The sequence below is a fragment of the Billgrantia sp. C5P2 genome, from assembly GCF_051062895.2.
In genome coordinates this window covers 3811277-3825381 of sequence record NZ_CM128542.1, presented here as the reverse complement: position 1 = coordinate 3825381, position 14105 = coordinate 3811277, and the positions used below count along the sequence as shown (strand labels likewise).

The window sequence follows — 14105 nt, the reverse complement described above, 5'->3', positions numbered from 1 at the left end:
TAGGCTATGCTGTGCGTTTCCAAACCGAAATTACCTGATCTTGACAACGGATATTGCATAAATGAACAGGGATGGCATTGACTGAGAGAGCGTCTGGGTGCGTACCCAGGTTCATACGCCTTCCAGAATGATAATGTCCACTTCGGCAGCACCCTCCCGCGCAGACTTGGCCTTCCGATACTCCTCGGAGTGATAGCAATCGAGCGCCTGCTGGTAACTGGGAAACTCGATGATCACGCTCCGCTGAGGAGTGTCGCGCCCCTCCATGGCGGTACATTGGCCCCCACGAGCAAGAAACCTGGCACCGAAGCGAGCGAAGGCCTCCGGGGCCAGGGCCTGGTAGTGGGCGTAATGGTGGGGATGAATCACGGTGACATTGGCGATCCAGTAGCCTTTGGGCATGACGTCCTCCGCTGGGTAGTGACTGTTTGTATTATGGTATGCCAAAATGATGACGAGTCCTATGCTCGCCACCTATCAACACCTATCAATCAATACCTACCAAGTGGACCGGAACCGTTATGGCATTCGATCGAGTCGAAGACATCATCGAGGATATCCGCCAGGGGCGCATGGTGATCCTGCTCGACGATGAGGATCGTGAGAACGAGGGGGATCTCGTCATGGCCGCCGGCCACGTCACCCCTGACGCCATCAATTTCATGGCGACGCATGCCCGCGGTCTGATCTGTCTGACGCTGAGTGGCGCACGCTGCGACCAGTTGGGGCTGGCGCCCATGGTCGAGAACAACGGTTCCGGTTTCGCCACTGCCTTTACGGTTTCCATCGAGGCACGCGAGGGTGTGACCACCGGCATCTCCGCGGCGGACCGGGCGACCACGGTGAAGGCGGCGGTGGCACCGAGCGCCCAGCCCCGAGATCTGGTTCAACCCGGTCATGTCTTTCCGTTGCGTGCTCACGACGGTGGCGTGCTGAGCCGTGCCGGCCACACCGAGGCCGGATGCGATCTGGCGCGCCTGGCCGGGCTGGAACCGGCGGCAGTGATCGTCGAGATCATGAATGATGACGGCAGCATGGCGCGGCGTCCCGAACTGGAGGCCTTTGCGCGACGACACGGATTGCGCATCGGCACCATCGCCGACCTCATCCAGTATCGCCTGGCCACCGAGAAGACGGTGCTGCCGACGGGGCAGGAACCCCTGCAGACCGTACATGGTGAGTTCGCCCTGCATACCTACGAAGACACCATCAGCGGTGAGGCGCATCTGGCACTGACCATGGGCGAGATGGAGGCCGACAGGCCGACATTGGTGCGGGTGCATGTGATGGATCCGCTACGCGACCTGGTGGGGGCCGAGTATCAGGGCCCCCGGGCGTGGTCGTTGTGGTCGTCCCTGGAAGCGGTGGCAGCGGAGCGCCATGGCGTGGTGGTGATACTTGCCAGCCACGAATCGCCGCAGAGCCTTTTGTCACGGGCCACCCGGCTCAACAAGCCGCCGAGTGACAGCCCCTCTCCCCGGCACTACTCCTCCACGGGGACCGGCTCGCAGATTCTCGCCGATCTTGGTGTCGGCAAGCTGCGGCTCATGGGTGCTCCCTTGAACTACAAGGGCCTGGCGGGCTTCGAGTTGGAAGTGGTGGAGATCGTCTCGCCGCCCCTGTCGGGAGGCGCTAGCGCATGAAGTGTATGGCGCCGCTTTCCATACTGCCGCTGTAGATACCGTAGACACCACCGGCTTGCTCGTCGATATAGCGCTCCAGGATCTGGCGAATGGCAGGGTAGAAGATCTCTTCCCAGGGAATCTCTTCCGGGTGGAACCACTTCACATCCAGTGTCTCGTGACCTGGAGAGGTACGCCATTCCTGCAGACGTGCCCGGTAGATGATATAGAGTTCGTTGGTTGGCGGAACGCTGAAGATCGAGTAGGGGGTCAGTATCTCGGCCTGGATCCCGGTTTCCTCCATCACTTCGCGTTGTGCAGCTTCCTCGACACTTTCCCCCCGCTCCATGAAGCCTGCCGGCAGGGTCCAGGTGCCCACACGCGGCGGGATGCCGCGCTGACATAGCAACAGGCGCCCTTCGCGTTCAATGATGGCTCCGGCAATCACCTTTGGATTGTCATAAGAGACAAAGCCACAGGCACCGCAGTAGAGACGTTCATGGGTATCGTCTTCGGGGATACCGCGGGCAAGGGGATGGTGACCGCAACGGCAGCAATAGAGGTGCATGGTGCCTCGCTACAAATGAGGAGCTACGCGCAGAGGCGGTGTGATCGGTTCCGGTGACTGGCCACTCTTGGCCGCCAGAACCGCCAGGGCGACCTTGGCGGCCGCCTGGATGTGCGCTACGCATGCTTCGTGAGCGGCGACTGGATCCCGTGCTTTGATCGCTTCCACGATGCGTGTCATTTCACGGAAGCTGTCGAGGGAACGCTCCTTCTGGGATACCGAGGTCGCCCGCAGGTAGTTGACGCGTGCCTGCAGTTGGCTGAGGATCTGGCCGGCGATACGGTTGCCCGCACCTTCGTAGAGCACGCCATAGAAGTCGCTGACAGCCTCGACGATCTCGTTGGTATCGCCTTCGCGAAGCGTTTCCTTGAGGATCTCCCAGGCGTGCTCCAGTTCCGCCATCTGGCGACGAGTGGCCTTCTGGGTAAACAGCTGCACCACTGTGCTTTCCAGCATACAGCGCAGTTCGTAGATATCGCGAGCGTCCTCCAGCGTGATCACGGCGACGCGCGGCCCACGGGTACCAGAATGCTCCACCAGACCCTCGGCCTCGAGCTGGCGCAAGGCCTCGCGCACCGAGGTGCGACTGACTCCCAGGCGTTCGCATAGATCGCGTTCCACCAGACGGTCGCCAGGCAGCAACTGGAAGGTCATGATGGCCTGACGAAGCTTGTCGACCACGATCTCGCGGAGGGTGGGCTGATTTCGCGTGACCCTGAGGCTGTCATCCCGTAGCGCTCTTCGCATCGTTACATCTCCTGTTCCAGAGAGTCGCGCTATTGCCGGACTCCCAGGCTATAGCTCGCCCATTTCGCTCAATACCTCACGAGCGTTACGGAAGGCATCGATGGCCGCCGGCACCCCGCAGTAGACCGCCGTTTGCAGCAGAATCTCGCGGATCTCTTCAACGCTGAGACCGTTGTTGATCGCTCCGCGGACGTGCAGGCGCAGTTCGTGAGGGCGGTTCAGGGCGGTGATCATGGCCAAGTTTATCACGCTACGATCGCGGTCACTGAGTCCTTGGCGCTGCCACACTTCACCCCAGCAGTACTCGGTGACCAACTGCTGCAGTGGCCGAGTGAAATCGTCGGCATTGCGTATCGACTGGTCGACATACTCGGCGCCGAGTACACGGCGTCGTTTCTCCAGACCCTTCTCGAAACGTTCTTGAGACTGTTCTTGAGACATAGGGGAAATACCTCGCGATTGTTTCAGGCTGGCGCCGTTGTAAAGCGGAAGGTTTCGGGCAACTTGTCCATCTTTCCCCGACAGTACAGGAGAGGGTCGAGATCCTCGTCACCGAGCCATAATGTCTGTACCTCTCCCACGACGATGGCGTGATCGCCACCTGGGTAATCTTGCCACAGCCGGCATTCCAGGTAGGCCGTGGCGCCGTCAAGAATGGCGTTGCCATGTTCGGAGCGATGCCAGGCGACTCCCTCGACCTTGTCCCGTCCCTTGCCGGCGAAACGGTAGGCGACGGCCTGCTGGTCATGGCCGAGAATGTGCACGGCAAAACGGCCAGTTCGCTTGATGACGGGATAGGAGTCGGATCCCAGACTGGGGCAGATCAGGATCAAGGGAGGGGCCATGGAAACCGCCGAGAAGGCGCTGGCGGTGAACCCTACCAAGCTGCCATCTTCGTCGAGGGCCGTAACGATGGTGACCCCGGTCGGGAAGGCGCCGAGAACTTGCTTGTAATGTTGGGTATCGATCATGGTTCGCTCCGTACTCAACGCATGATAAAGGGATCGGGCATGGGCTGGGTGGACAAGTTGATCCACAGGGTCTTGAGTTCGGTGTAATCGTGTACGGCATTGATACCGCCCTCGCGACCGTAGCCGCTGGCACCGAAGCCGCCGATCGGTGCCATGGCGGAGACGGCGCGATAGGTGTTGACCCACAGGATGCCGGCGCGAATGTCGCGGCTCAGGCGATGAGCGCGTCCGACATCCTGGGTCCAGATACCGGCGGCCAAACCGAACTGGCTGTCATTGGCCAATTTCAGCGCTTCGGCCTCGTCATCGAAGGGGATGGCCGCCACCACTGGACCGAACACTTCTTCCTGCATGATGGGCATGTCGTGCGCCGTGCAGGCCAGGATCGTTGGGGTGTAATACCAACCTTCCGCAGTGTCGGGGCGCATGCCGCCGTAGATCAGTTGCGCGCCATCGGCTTGCGCCTGGGCGACCATGCGCTCGACGGTCTCGAGTTGGGCCTGAGTGGCCATGGGTCCCATTTCGGTCTCGGCATCCGAGGGGTCGCCGATGCGGATGGTTCGCGCCCGCTCGCGAAGGCGCTCGATCACCTCGTCATAGATGCTGCGCTGAACCAGCAGGCGCGATCCCGCCACACAACTCTGCCCGGAGGCGGCAAACACCCCGGCCACTACGCCATTGATGGCACTGTCCAGATCGGCATCTTCGAACAGGATATTGGGCGATTTGCCACCCAACTCCAGCGACAGCTTGGCAAAGTTCTCGGCGCTACTGCGAACGACGTGGCGGGCTGCATTGGCGCCGCCGGTAAAGGCGATCTTGCGCACCAATGGGTGGCTGGTGAGCGCCGCTCCCGAGGTTGGACCGAAGCCGGTGACCAGATTAACCACGCCGGGGGGGAAGCCGGCCTGTTCGACCAGGCGCATCAGCATGATCAGGCTAGCCGAGGCATGCTCCGAGGGCTTGATGACCACGGTGTTGCCGGCCGCCAGCGCCGGGGCGAGCTTGATGGCAGTCAGATACAGCGGACTGTTCCATGGCACGATAGCGGCCACCACGCCGAGCGGAACCCGCACGGTGGCACCGAACATGTCCGCCTTGTCCAGCGGCAGGGTTTCGCCGCCGACCTTGTCCGCTAGGCCGGCGTTGTAAAAGAAGAACTCGGGAAGGTAGCCGACCTGACCTCGCGTTTCGCGAATCAGCTTGCCGTTATCGCGGCTCTCCAACTGGGCGAGTTCCTCGCCATGTTCGGCAATCAGCTCGCCGAGCCGGTACAGCAGCTTGCCACGCGTGGTGGCCGTCAGCCCGGCCCAGGGCGGGGTCTCGAAGGCACGCTGTGCGGCCCGTACGGCGGCATCGACATCGTCGATGCCGGCATCCGGCACGCGACACCAGGCCTGGCCGGTCGCAGGGTCGTAACTGTCGAAGGTGGTGCCGGTACGAGCAGCGACCCATTCTCCATCGATGTACATGGATAGCGTATCAAGACTCATTGGAATGCCTCCTTGGATGGGGCGTGGGCCAATGCCTTGGCAAGAAAGCGCAGCAGCACGGCGTTGACGGCTTCATGATCCTCCATCGGCACCATATGCCGCTGACCGGGGAAGATATGTACCTCGGCATTGGGGAGGTGTTCTGCCAGGGCGCGCGCCATGCGAGGCGTGGATCCCGGATCCAGCTCACCGGTGGCGACCAGGGCCGGCACACGGATCGTCTGCAGACGCTCGGTACCGAAGCGGTCCTCGCTACCGAACAGGGCATAGCTGCGGTAATACCCTTGGGGATGGTTGCGGCTGACGATCTCATGGATCTCGGCGATCCGTTCGGGATGGGCCCGATGGAAGGCCGGGCTGAACCAGCGCTTCAATGCCGCGCCGACATTGGCTGCGGGACCCCGTTCTCGGGTCTGGGCCAGGCGTTGACGGACCCCTGAGCGCTCGTTCGCGTCACGATCGAAGACGCTGGACAGTACCACCATTGCAGCCAGGCGTTCGGAGTGGCGCAGGGCAAAAGCACGCGCCACCAGTCCGCCCATCGAGAAGCCCACCACGGCAACACGCTCGAGTCCCAGGTGGTCGAGCAGTGTCGCCAATTGGTCCGCGTAGTCATTCAACTCGGCATTTTCCCGAGGCAGGGCACTGCCTCCATGTCCGAGCATGTCGTAGACGATGACCTCATGGCGTTGTGCCAATGCCTCGACTTGCCACTGCCACATGGTGGCATCGAGGCCCACGCCATGGATGAGGATGACTGGTGAGCCCTGGCCCTGGCGCCAGAAACGGGTGCCATCGGGCGTCTTGCGCGCCTTGGTGAGCTCCATGCTGCCTCCTCGATGCTCAGTCGTTGGTGCCGGCCTGCTCGGCCTCGTCGGCCAGCTCTTGCAGGTCCTGATAGCGGTTGCCGATACGCGGGTGCAGGCGACCGCCATCGGCGGCAGCCAGGGCGACGACGATCTCGTCATGGCGTGGAGCGTCTTCGATGCGCATTTCCAGGGTGACGTAGTGCGAGCGGAAGCCCTCGTCATGCTTGTGCATCATGGGGATCTGGATTGAGCTGCCCGGCCCGCCACGCTTGTTGGTGAAGCTCAGGTAGCTCTTGGCACCCACGGCATCGCGATAGTGGTTGCCGAAGCGCAGGGTGTGAATGATGGCCGAGGCGTGTTCGATCTCACCATCGGCGCCGACCACCGCTGCCTTGCCATACGCCTCGATGGCCTCGCCATCGATCTCCTTCAGTACCCGCTCGACGAGCTGCTGGCCGAGCGCAGAGCAGCCACTGCGGATTTCCGGAGCCAAGTCTTCGACAAAGCCACGGCCATGCCAGGGGTTGGCGATCACCGCTGCCACGCCAAGCATGGTCACGGGGCGCTCTCCTCGCTTGCCACCCTCGATGTAGGTCGTCTCGCGGTAGGTCGCTATCTTGCGAATCTCAAAGCCCATCGTCGTCTCCGTTGTTCTGCCCCGTTCAGGTGGCGCACTGCCTCAGGTATCTTGGCATACCATAATACGTAAATCAAAAACTGACAAACGAATGCCCTGACGTAAAGCCATCAGGGCAATGGGGTTGCTTATGATGAATCTAGGTAAATTACTGAAATATAAAGGTTATAATGATTGTTTTGTGAAGGGTGAAGGATCGGCGGGGAATAAGTGCTTGCGAATTGTATTATGGCATACCAAAATATTTCCGAGCCGTTGCAGCCCTTGGGTGCGTGGCTCGATGCGTCGCTAGGCTCATATGCCCTTCAGGCATGGCCACAACTACAAGACAACCTATAGGGAGAGACTCCCCATGCCAGACTCTCGACAGGCCACCCCAAGGCGCGGTGTGTTTGCCGGCGTGGACAGGACCATGGCGATCGCTTCGACAGCGATGGTGGTCGCCTTCGTCCTCTTCACCGTGCTGCAGCCTGCGCTGGCCAACAGCATTTATCAGGGCGTGAAGCAGTTCATCGAACAGGAGCTCGGCTGGTATTACATCCTGACGGTGAATGTGGTGCTGATCGTCACCATCGGGATCATTTTCAGCCCCTATGGCAAGCTACGCCTGGGGAACGATGATGAGCGTCCCGAGTTCTCCAACTTCACCTGGTTCGCGATGTTGTTCAGCGCAGCAGTGGGGACAGGGCTGCTGTTCTGGAGCATCGCCGAGCCCCTGAGTCACTTGCAGGGCAACCCGTTCATCGCCATGAGCGGCGTAGAGCCCTACTCGATGGAAGCGGCCCAGACGGCCCTTAGCATCACTATCTTCCACTGGGGGCTGCACGGCTGGGCGATCTATATTTTGGTCGGCGCCATCCTGGCCTATTTCGCCTATCGCAAAGGGCTGCCGCTGACCATCCGCTCGGCGTTCTACCCTGTGCTTGGTGAGCGCATTCACGGGCCGATCGGCCATGCCATCGACCTGCTGGCGATCTTCGCCACCCTGTTCGGTACCGCCACCACCCTGGGGCTCGGGGTCTCGCAGATGAATGCGGGGCTGAATAGCCTGTTCGGCATGGAAATCAGTAGCACCAATCAGGTCCTGCTGGTGCTGGGCGTCACCGTGATGGCGACCGTATCGGCGGTGTCGGGGCTCAAGAAAGGCATTCGGCTGCTCAGTGAATGGAACATCTATCTCAGCATGATCCTCTTCGCCTTCTTCGTTCTGGCCGGACCGACCATTTTCCTGCTAGCTACCTTCACCACTAGCCTGGGAGATTACTTGAGCAATGTCGTCGCCATGGGCTTCTGGACGAATTCTGATCCCGAAAGCCAGTGGCAGGGCTGGTGGACGCTATTCTACTGGGGCTGGTGGCTCTCCTGGGGTCCGTATGTCGGCATTTTCATCGCTCGCATATCGCGTGGACGCACCCTTCGTGAAGTACTGCTCGGTGGCATGTTGGCCGCCACCCTGGGCGCCGGGGTCTGGATCGTCATCTTCGGTGGCACGGCGCTGCACCTGCAGCTGTTTGGTGGTGTCGACCTGGCTGCGGTAGCCAACACGGACGTGACGAAGGTGCTGTTCGAGACCATTGCCGCCTTGGACGTGCCGTGGGCCACCACCTTCATGATCGGCATGGCGACGGTGATGATCGTTACCTGGTTCGTGACGTCCGCCGACTCGGGCACGCTGGTCATCTGCACCATTCTGGCCAAGGGCAACCCGCATCCCCCGCAGTTCTACCGTGTGATCTGGGGCCTGGGCCTCGGGGCCACTTCCGCCGTACTGCTGCTGGCTGGTGGCCTGGAGGCACTGCAAACGGCTGCCATTGCTGCGGCGTTTCCCTTCTCGCTGGCCTTGCTGATCATGGCGTACTGCATGATCAAGGCGCTGAGCGAAGAGGGACGCGAAGGCAAGCTGGTCACAAGAAAACGGACCGAGGCGTCCTAACGACATTCGTCAGGAGAATCGAGATGCAGTTTTCCCTCTTTCTGCATATGGAACGCTACCACGAGCATGAGAGTCACCGGCAGCTGTTCGCGGAACTCTGCGAGTTGGTGAGGATCGCCGAGGCAGGAGGCTTCCGCACTGCCTGGATCGGCGAGCACCATGGCATGCAATTCACTTCGTCACCGAGCCCGACCGCTCAACTGGCGTATCTTGCCGCCAAGACCGAACGTATCCGCCTTGGGGCGGGTACCTTCGTGGCGCCGTTCTGGGATCCGATCCGACTGGCGGGTGAAGCCGCCATGCTCGATGTGATCAGTGACGGCCGGCTCGAGTTCGGCATCGCCCGCGGAGCCTACCAGTTTGAGTTCGACCGCCTTGCCGATGGCATGTCGGCGGCGGATGGTGGCCAGGCACTGCGCGAGATGGTGCCGGCAATTCGTAGCCTGTGGCAGGGCGACTATGCTCACCAGGGCGATGTATATCGTTTCCCTGTCACGACCAGCGTCCCCAAGCCGCTCCAGGCCACATTGCCGCCGATATGGATCGCCGCTCGCGATCCTAACTCTCACGACTTTGCGGTCAAGAACGGCTGCAATGTCATGGTGACGGCCTTGATGAAAGGCGATGAGGAAGTGGCGGACCTGGCGCACAAGTTCGATGCCGCTTGTGCCAACCATCCCGATATGCCGCGCCCCGATTTGATGCTGCTGCGCCACACTTTCGTGCATGAAGAAAGCGACCCGGAGGGCTGGCGAAAAGGTGCCGAAGCTCTCAACCTCTTCTATCGCTACTTCCTGGCCTGGTTCAAGAACGACCAGCAGGCGGTCGATGGGTTCTTCGAACCTGTGCCTGAGGAAGCCTTGGCTGATAATCCAGAGTTCGCGTTGGAAAGCTTGCGTCGCAACATGATGATCGGCACGCCGGGTGAGTTGGTCGATCGGCTCAAGAACTATGAGCGGCTGGGTATCACGGAGTATAGCTTCTGGACCGACAATACGTTGCCCTTCGACGAGAAGAAGCGTTCGCTCGAGCTGTTCATCAATGAGGTCATGCCGCACTTTCGTTGATCGTGAGTGACGAAAACCTGACCATGGGACCGCTGGTCAGCGAGCGCGGCATGGGAGGTGGGCTCAGAGTGCCTGTTCGTTGGCCTGCATGATGCGTGTGTTCAGGCTATGTTGTACGCTCGCGATCCGTTATTGAAAAAAACGGCAATGAGACTTGCGTAAATGAACAGGCCGTAAGTGAGGGCATTTCATGAAAGCCGTGGTGTATGAGGCCTTTTCCGCTCCGCCGCAAATCAGGCAGGTTCCCGACCCGACGCCGGAAGCGCATGGCGTCGTCGTCAAGGTGATGGCAACGGGAGTGTGCCGCAGCGACTGGCACGGCTGGATGGGGCACGACCCCGACATTGCGCTTCCCCATGTCCCTGGACACGAACTGGCGGGAATCGTCGAGGCTGTCGGCAAGGACGTGCAGAAATGGCGCGTCGGGGATCGTGTCACGGTGCCGTTCGTCGGTGGCTGCGGCACCTGCCCCGAGTGCTACTCGGGGAATCACCAGGTCTGCGATAGCCAATTCCAACCCGGCTTCACCCACTGGGGCTCCTTTGCCCAGTATGTGGCGATCCATCAGGCGGACATCAATCTGGTGGCCTTGCCGGAGACGCTGGACTTCGCCACGGCGGCCAGCCTGGGATGCCGTTTCGTGACGTCGTTTCGCGCCGTGGTCGACCAGGGCAAGGCATCCGCGGGGCAGTGGGTGGCGGTCCACGGCTGTGGTGGCGTTGGCCTGTCCGCGATCATGATCGCCAATGCGGTGGGCGCCAATGTCGTCGCCATCGATATTTCCCAGGAAAAGCTCCGGTTGGCTCGCGAGCTGGGTGCTATTGCCACCGTAAACGCAGCCGAGGTGGCGAACGTCCCCGAGGCTGTCATCGAAGTGACGCGCGGTGGTGCCCACGTGTCGCTGGATGCGTTGGGGCACCCCATCACCTGTTTCAACTCGATCAGCAATTTGCGCAAGCGCGGCAAGCACGTACAGGTCGGGCTCATGCTGGCCGAGAACAGTACGCCTGCCATTCCGATGAGCAAGGTCATTGCCCATGAACTCGAGATACTGGGCAGCCACGGCATGCAGGCCTATCGCTACGGCGCCATGCTCGACATGGTCCAGACCGGGAAGCTGACGCCCGAGAAGCTGGTTGGTCAGAGGATCAACCTGGAACAGTCGATCGAGGCGCTGATGGCCATGGATAGATTCCAGGGCGTGGGCGTGACCGTGGTGACCGAATTCTGAGAGGCGAAAAGTGCCACGTCATGCGGATGGGGGCGGATCGTGAATGAACAATCGCTGCACTGGGACGACCTGCGCGTAGTGCAGGCCATCGCCGAGACGGGCTCGCTGTCCGGCGCCGGGCGACGGTTGGGAACCAGTCATGCCACGGTCTTTCGGCGGCTGAATGCCATCGAAGCCCGCCTTGGCGTGGCGCTGTTCGAGCGTTCGCGCACGGGCTACGCGCCGACGCCGGCGGGGGAGGACCTGGCCGCCGTCGCGGCGCGGGTCGAGGCCGAGGTGCTTGGCGCCGAGCGGCGTGTGGTGGGGCGGGATCTGAAGCTCTCCGGCAGCATCCGCGTGACCACCACCGATACGCTGCTGATGGGGCTGCTGTCGCCGATCTTCGCCGATTTACAGCGCACACATCCCGAGATCGTCCTCGAGGTGGCGGTCTCCAACCAGCTGTTCAACCTCTCCCAGCGCGACGCCGACGTGGCGGTGCGGCCTTCGCTGTCGCCACCCGAACACCTGGTGGGGCGGCGGGCCGGCCGCATCGCTCAGGCGGCCTATGCCCGCGCCGATAGCGCCGCCGATGCCTGGGTCGGGCCGGACCGTCACCTGGGCTATGCGGCTCTCGATGCTTGGATGGCCGCAAACGGCGCGAACGAGCGCTGCCGCTATCGCGTCGATACCATGCTCGGCATGCTGGCCGCCGCCCGTGACGGCCTCGGCTCTGCCGTGTTGCCCTGTTACCTGGCCGACGCCGAACCGGCGCTCACGCGAATCGGCGAGCCGATCCCCGAACTCGCCACTGACCTGTGGCTGCTGACCCACCCCGACCTGCGCAGGGTGACGCGCATTCGCGCCTTTATGGCCTTCCTGGCCGAGGCGCTGGCCGATAGCGATCGGCTGTAGACCACTCCGACGAAGTGTCGATCTCAATCGCCGCTGGCCGGGGAGAAAAATAGCGCCCGGGGCTGACCCCCAGGCTGCGGCGAAAGGCGGCGATGAAGGCGCTCGGCGACTCGTAACCGACCTCCTGGGATACGACCGTGACAGGGCGACCTGCGGCCAGCATGGGCAAGGCGGCTAGCAGGCGGGCCTGCTGTCGCCAGGCGGCGAAGCCCATCCCCGTCTGTGCCTGGAAGCGCCGTGCCAGGGTGCGTGGTGAGGCGCCGACGGCCTGGCCCCAGGCAGCCAGGTCGTCCCGGTTTGCCGGGTCGTCGCGCAGGGCGGTACAGATCCGCCGCAGCGCGGGATCGTCTGGCTCGGGGAGGTGCAGCGGCATCGTGCGCTCTTCGTGCAGCTCATCCAGCAGCACCGCGACCAAACGCGCTCCGGCACCGTAGGCGGTGGCCTCGGCCGGCAGTTCCATCAAGCGCAGTATCAGCTCGCGCAGCAACGGCGAGACGTTCACCACGCGCGGCTCGGTCGGTAGCCTCGGCAGCCGTTCGTCGAGATAGAGCGTACGTAGCTTCACGGCCCGGTGCATCAGCAGGGCGTGCTCCAGGCGAGCCGGTATCCATACCGCTAGCTGGGGCGGCACTACCCACCATCCCGCCGGGGTGGATACCGTCATCACGCCGCGAGTGGCGAAGACGAGTTGAGTGCGAATGTGACGATGGCGGCCGGTGTCCCAGCCGGCAGGGTAGTCGCAGGCGTAAGGTTGCACGGGGCCCGGAGCGCTCTTGATGCGCCGTTGCAGCACTTCGCGTGGCAGGGGCCGGGTGTGAGCCAGAGTGTGGGGCATGTTGTCCGTTTGGCGATATACCTTGTCAGAATGGCGAGAGAAGACGTGCCGGTTGCAGTTTAGCCTGAAAGACCGTCCATCCTGGAGTCTGGTCATGAACGGCAATCGCGCTCGGCTACTGTTCCTCAATGTTGGGCACGCTTACGCCCACTATTTCATGCTGATTCATCCCACGGTGGCGGTGGTGCTCGAGCGTCGCGGCCAGGGTGATTACGGTGCGCTGCTGCTGCCGGCCACGGCGGGTTTCGTTGCCTTTGCCGCCTTTACGTTGCCGGCGGGCTGGCTGGGCGACCGCTGGAGCCGACACGGCATGATGGCCGTGATGTTCCTGGGGCTCGGTATGGCGTCCCTGCTGACCGGTTTGGCAAGCGGCCCCTACCAGATGGCGGCCGGCCTGTTTCTGATGGGAAGCTTTGCAGCGATTTACCATCCTGTCGGCATCGCCCTGGTGGCGGAGAGTGGCGCGAGCGTCGGCCAAGCGCTGGGCGTCAACGGCGTATGGGGCAACATGGGCGTCGCGGCGGCGCCACTGCTGACCGGTTTGTTCATCGGCATGCTCGGCTGGCAGGCGGCCTTCCTGGTTCCCGGTGCACTGTGCCTGGCGAGCGGGGTGGCCTATCTGGCGCTGGTACCGGCCGAACGCCATCAGCGTGAGGCGGCTCCTGTGACCGCCGATCCCATGCCGACGCCAGCCTCGACGGCATTGCCCGGCAGGATCCTCGCCTACCTGGTCATCACGGCATTGATGGGCGGGCTGGTTTTCGCGGTCGTGACCGTGGTGCTGCCCAAGGTCATGGAAGACGCCTTCACTAATGGCGGGAGTGGTTTGGCCAGCGCCGCCAGCCTGGCCTCGGTGGTCTTTGCACTCGCCTCCATGGCGCAGTTGGTAACCGGCAGGGCGGTGGATCGGGTCTCGCCACGTCAGTTGATGCTGTTACTGGCGCTGGTGCAGGTACCCCTGTTCCTGCTGATGGGGCAGGCCGAGCAATGGTGGCTCGTCGTGCTGTCGCTAGGACTGATGCTGACGGTGTTCGGTATCATTCCCGTGCAGGACGCCATCGTGGCGCGTCATGCCGCAAGCGGCTGGCGGGCGCGTGTCTATGCCGTGAAGTACGTGCTGTCGCTGGGTGTCGGTGCCTTGGCCGTGCCGATCGTGGCCTGGGGCTACGACCCGGTCAGCGGCTTCGTCCGGCTCTATCTGCTGTTGGCCGCCTGCGCTGTCGGTGTGGCGGTGGCCGCACTGCTGTTGCCAAGCCAGCGCTATCGGCAGGCGGCGCTCAACGAGAGCCGCTAGGTAG

15 protein-coding genes are annotated in these 14105 nt (G+C 62.5%); 6 read left to right on the top strand and 9 right to left on the bottom strand.

All coding sequences use genetic code 11. The annotated features are described in order from the left end of the window. Positions 1 to 111: 111 nt before the first annotated feature. A complete protein-coding gene (locus ACRWQA_RS17750; protein ID WP_263582586.1) occupies positions 112 to 402 on the bottom strand; it encodes a DUF1330 domain-containing protein in 291 nt (96 codons plus the stop codon). A 119-nt stretch (positions 403 to 521) separates the two neighbouring features. On the opposite strand from ACRWQA_RS17750, the gene ribBA reads away from it, so the two are divergent. Then, the gene (gene ribBA, locus ACRWQA_RS17745; RefSeq protein WP_434230665.1) at positions 522 to 1643 is read left to right on the top strand and encodes a bifunctional 3,4-dihydroxy-2-butanone-4-phosphate synthase/GTP cyclohydrolase II; all 1122 of its coding nucleotides are present in this window, start codon (positions 522 to 524) and stop codon (positions 1641 to 1643) included. On the opposite strand, the gene ACRWQA_RS17740 is transcribed toward ribBA, so the two are convergent. From ACRWQA_RS17740 to ACRWQA_RS17710, 7 genes are read right to left on the bottom strand one after another with little or no spacing between them, the layout of a single operon-like run. After that, positions 1633 to 2190: an NUDIX hydrolase gene (locus ACRWQA_RS17740; RefSeq protein WP_434230663.1), complete on the bottom strand. Its 558-nt coding sequence runs from the start codon at positions 2188 to 2190 to the stop codon at positions 1633 to 1635. The two genes, ribBA and ACRWQA_RS17740, sit on opposite strands and share 11 nt — an antisense overlap. 9 nt (positions 2191 to 2199) lie before the next feature. Then, complete coding sequence (locus ACRWQA_RS17735; protein WP_263582589.1) at positions 2200 to 2937, bottom strand: GntR family transcriptional regulator; 738 nt, start codon at positions 2935 to 2937, stop codon at positions 2200 to 2202. Between the two features lie 48 nt (positions 2938 to 2985). After that, on the bottom strand, positions 2986 to 3378 hold the full coding sequence (gene pcaC / locus ACRWQA_RS17730) for a 4-carboxymuconolactone decarboxylase (RefSeq protein ID WP_263582590.1): 393 nt from the start codon (positions 3376 to 3378) through the stop codon (positions 2986 to 2988). Positions 3379 to 3401: 23 nt separating this feature from the next. Continuing rightward, positions 3402 to 3908 (bottom strand): flavin reductase family protein, encoded by a 507-nt coding sequence (locus tag ACRWQA_RS17725; RefSeq protein WP_263582591.1) that lies wholly within the window; start codon positions 3906 to 3908, stop codon positions 3402 to 3404. 14 nt (positions 3909 to 3922) lie between these two features. Then, a complete protein-coding gene (locus ACRWQA_RS17720; RefSeq protein ID WP_434230660.1) occupies positions 3923 to 5401 on the bottom strand; it encodes an aldehyde dehydrogenase in 1479 nt (492 codons plus the stop codon). Beyond that, a complete protein-coding gene (locus ACRWQA_RS17715; RefSeq protein WP_263582593.1) occupies positions 5398 to 6228 on the bottom strand; it encodes an alpha/beta fold hydrolase in 831 nt (276 codons plus the stop codon). Before ACRWQA_RS17715 ends, ACRWQA_RS17720 begins: the two co-directional genes overlap by 4 nt. A gap of 16 nt (positions 6229 to 6244) precedes the next feature. Further along, positions 6245 to 6847 carry an amino acid synthesis family protein gene (locus tag ACRWQA_RS17710; RefSeq protein ID WP_434230658.1) on the bottom strand — a complete coding sequence of 201 codons (603 nt, stop codon included), beginning with the start codon at positions 6845 to 6847 and terminating at the stop codon, positions 6245 to 6247. Positions 6848 to 7199: 352 nt separating this feature from the next. Here ACRWQA_RS17710 and ACRWQA_RS17705 point away from each other — a divergent pair, with 352 nt between their 5' ends. The 4 genes from ACRWQA_RS17705 (at position 7200) to ACRWQA_RS17690 (ending at position 11972) form a co-directional block, all read left to right on the top strand. Next, complete coding sequence (locus tag ACRWQA_RS17705) at positions 7200 to 8780, top strand: BCCT family transporter (protein WP_434230656.1); 1581 nt, start codon at positions 7200 to 7202, stop codon at positions 8778 to 8780. A 23-nt stretch (positions 8781 to 8803) separates the two neighbouring features. After that, a complete protein-coding gene (locus ACRWQA_RS17700; RefSeq protein ID WP_446326207.1) occupies positions 8804 to 9847 on the top strand; it encodes an LLM class flavin-dependent oxidoreductase in 1044 nt (347 codons plus the stop codon). A 190-nt stretch (positions 9848 to 10037) separates the two neighbouring features. Next, the gene (locus ACRWQA_RS17695) at positions 10038 to 11078 is read left to right on the top strand and encodes a zinc-dependent alcohol dehydrogenase family protein (protein ID WP_434230654.1); all 1041 of its coding nucleotides are present in this window, start codon (positions 10038 to 10040) and stop codon (positions 11076 to 11078) included. A 39-nt stretch (positions 11079 to 11117) separates the two neighbouring features. Beyond that, complete coding sequence (locus tag ACRWQA_RS17690; RefSeq protein ID WP_434230652.1) at positions 11118 to 11972, top strand: LysR family transcriptional regulator; 855 nt, start codon at positions 11118 to 11120, stop codon at positions 11970 to 11972. On the opposite strand, the gene ACRWQA_RS17685 is transcribed toward ACRWQA_RS17690, so the two are convergent. After that, positions 11926 to 12807 (bottom strand): AraC family transcriptional regulator, encoded by an 882-nt coding sequence (locus ACRWQA_RS17685; RefSeq protein WP_434230650.1) that lies wholly within the window; start codon positions 12805 to 12807, stop codon positions 11926 to 11928. The genes ACRWQA_RS17690 and ACRWQA_RS17685 overlap by 47 nt on opposite strands. A 94-nt stretch (positions 12808 to 12901) precedes the next feature. On the opposite strand from ACRWQA_RS17685, the gene ACRWQA_RS17680 reads away from it, so the two are divergent. Continuing rightward, entirely contained in the window at positions 12902 to 14101 is a 1200-nt protein-coding gene (locus ACRWQA_RS17680) for an MFS transporter (protein WP_434230648.1), read from the top strand. Positions 14102 to 14105: the final 4 nt, after the last annotated feature.

Bases quoted from the DNA above. Each gene is read 5' to 3' on its own strand.
- ACRWQA_RS17720 (WP_434230660.1), bottom strand. From the start codon at position 5,401: ATGAGTCTTGATACGCTATCCATGTACATCGATGGAGAATGGGTCGCT.
- ACRWQA_RS17715 (WP_263582593.1), bottom strand. From the start codon at position 6,228: ATGGAGCTCACCAAGGCGCGCAAGACGCCCGATGGCACCCGTTTCTGG.
- ACRWQA_RS17740 (WP_434230663.1), bottom strand. From the start codon at position 2,190: ATGCACCTCTATTGCTGCCGTTGCGGTCACCATCCCCTTGCCCGCGGT.
- ACRWQA_RS17685 (WP_434230650.1), bottom strand. From the start codon at position 12,807: ATGCCCCACACTCTGGCTCACACCCGGCCCCTGCCACGCGAAGTGCTG.
- ACRWQA_RS17700 (WP_446326207.1), top strand. From the start codon at position 8,804: ATGCAGTTTTCCCTCTTTCTGCATATGGAACGCTACCACGAGCATGAG.
- ACRWQA_RS17695 (WP_434230654.1), top strand. From the start codon at position 10,038: ATGAAAGCCGTGGTGTATGAGGCCTTTTCCGCTCCGCCGCAAATCAGG.
- ACRWQA_RS17725 (WP_263582591.1), bottom strand. From the start codon at position 3,908: ATGATCGATACCCAACATTACAAGCAAGTTCTCGGCGCCTTCCCGACC.
- ACRWQA_RS17735 (WP_263582589.1), bottom strand. From the start codon at position 2,937: ATGCGAAGAGCGCTACGGGATGACAGCCTCAGGGTCACGCGAAATCAG.
- ACRWQA_RS17705 (WP_434230656.1), top strand. From the start codon at position 7,200: ATGCCAGACTCTCGACAGGCCACCCCAAGGCGCGGTGTGTTTGCCGGC.
- ACRWQA_RS17750 (WP_263582586.1), bottom strand. From the start codon at position 402: ATGCCCAAAGGCTACTGGATCGCCAATGTCACCGTGATTCATCCCCAC.
- ribBA (WP_434230665.1), top strand. From the start codon at position 522: ATGGCATTCGATCGAGTCGAAGACATCATCGAGGATATCCGCCAGGGG.
- ACRWQA_RS17710 (WP_434230658.1), bottom strand. From the start codon at position 6,847: ATGGGCTTTGAGATTCGCAAGATAGCGACCTACCGCGAGACGACCTAC.
- ACRWQA_RS17680 (WP_434230648.1), top strand. From the start codon at position 12,902: ATGAACGGCAATCGCGCTCGGCTACTGTTCCTCAATGTTGGGCACGCT.
- pcaC (WP_263582590.1), bottom strand. From the start codon at position 3,378: ATGTCTCAAGAACAGTCTCAAGAACGTTTCGAGAAGGGTCTGGAGAAA.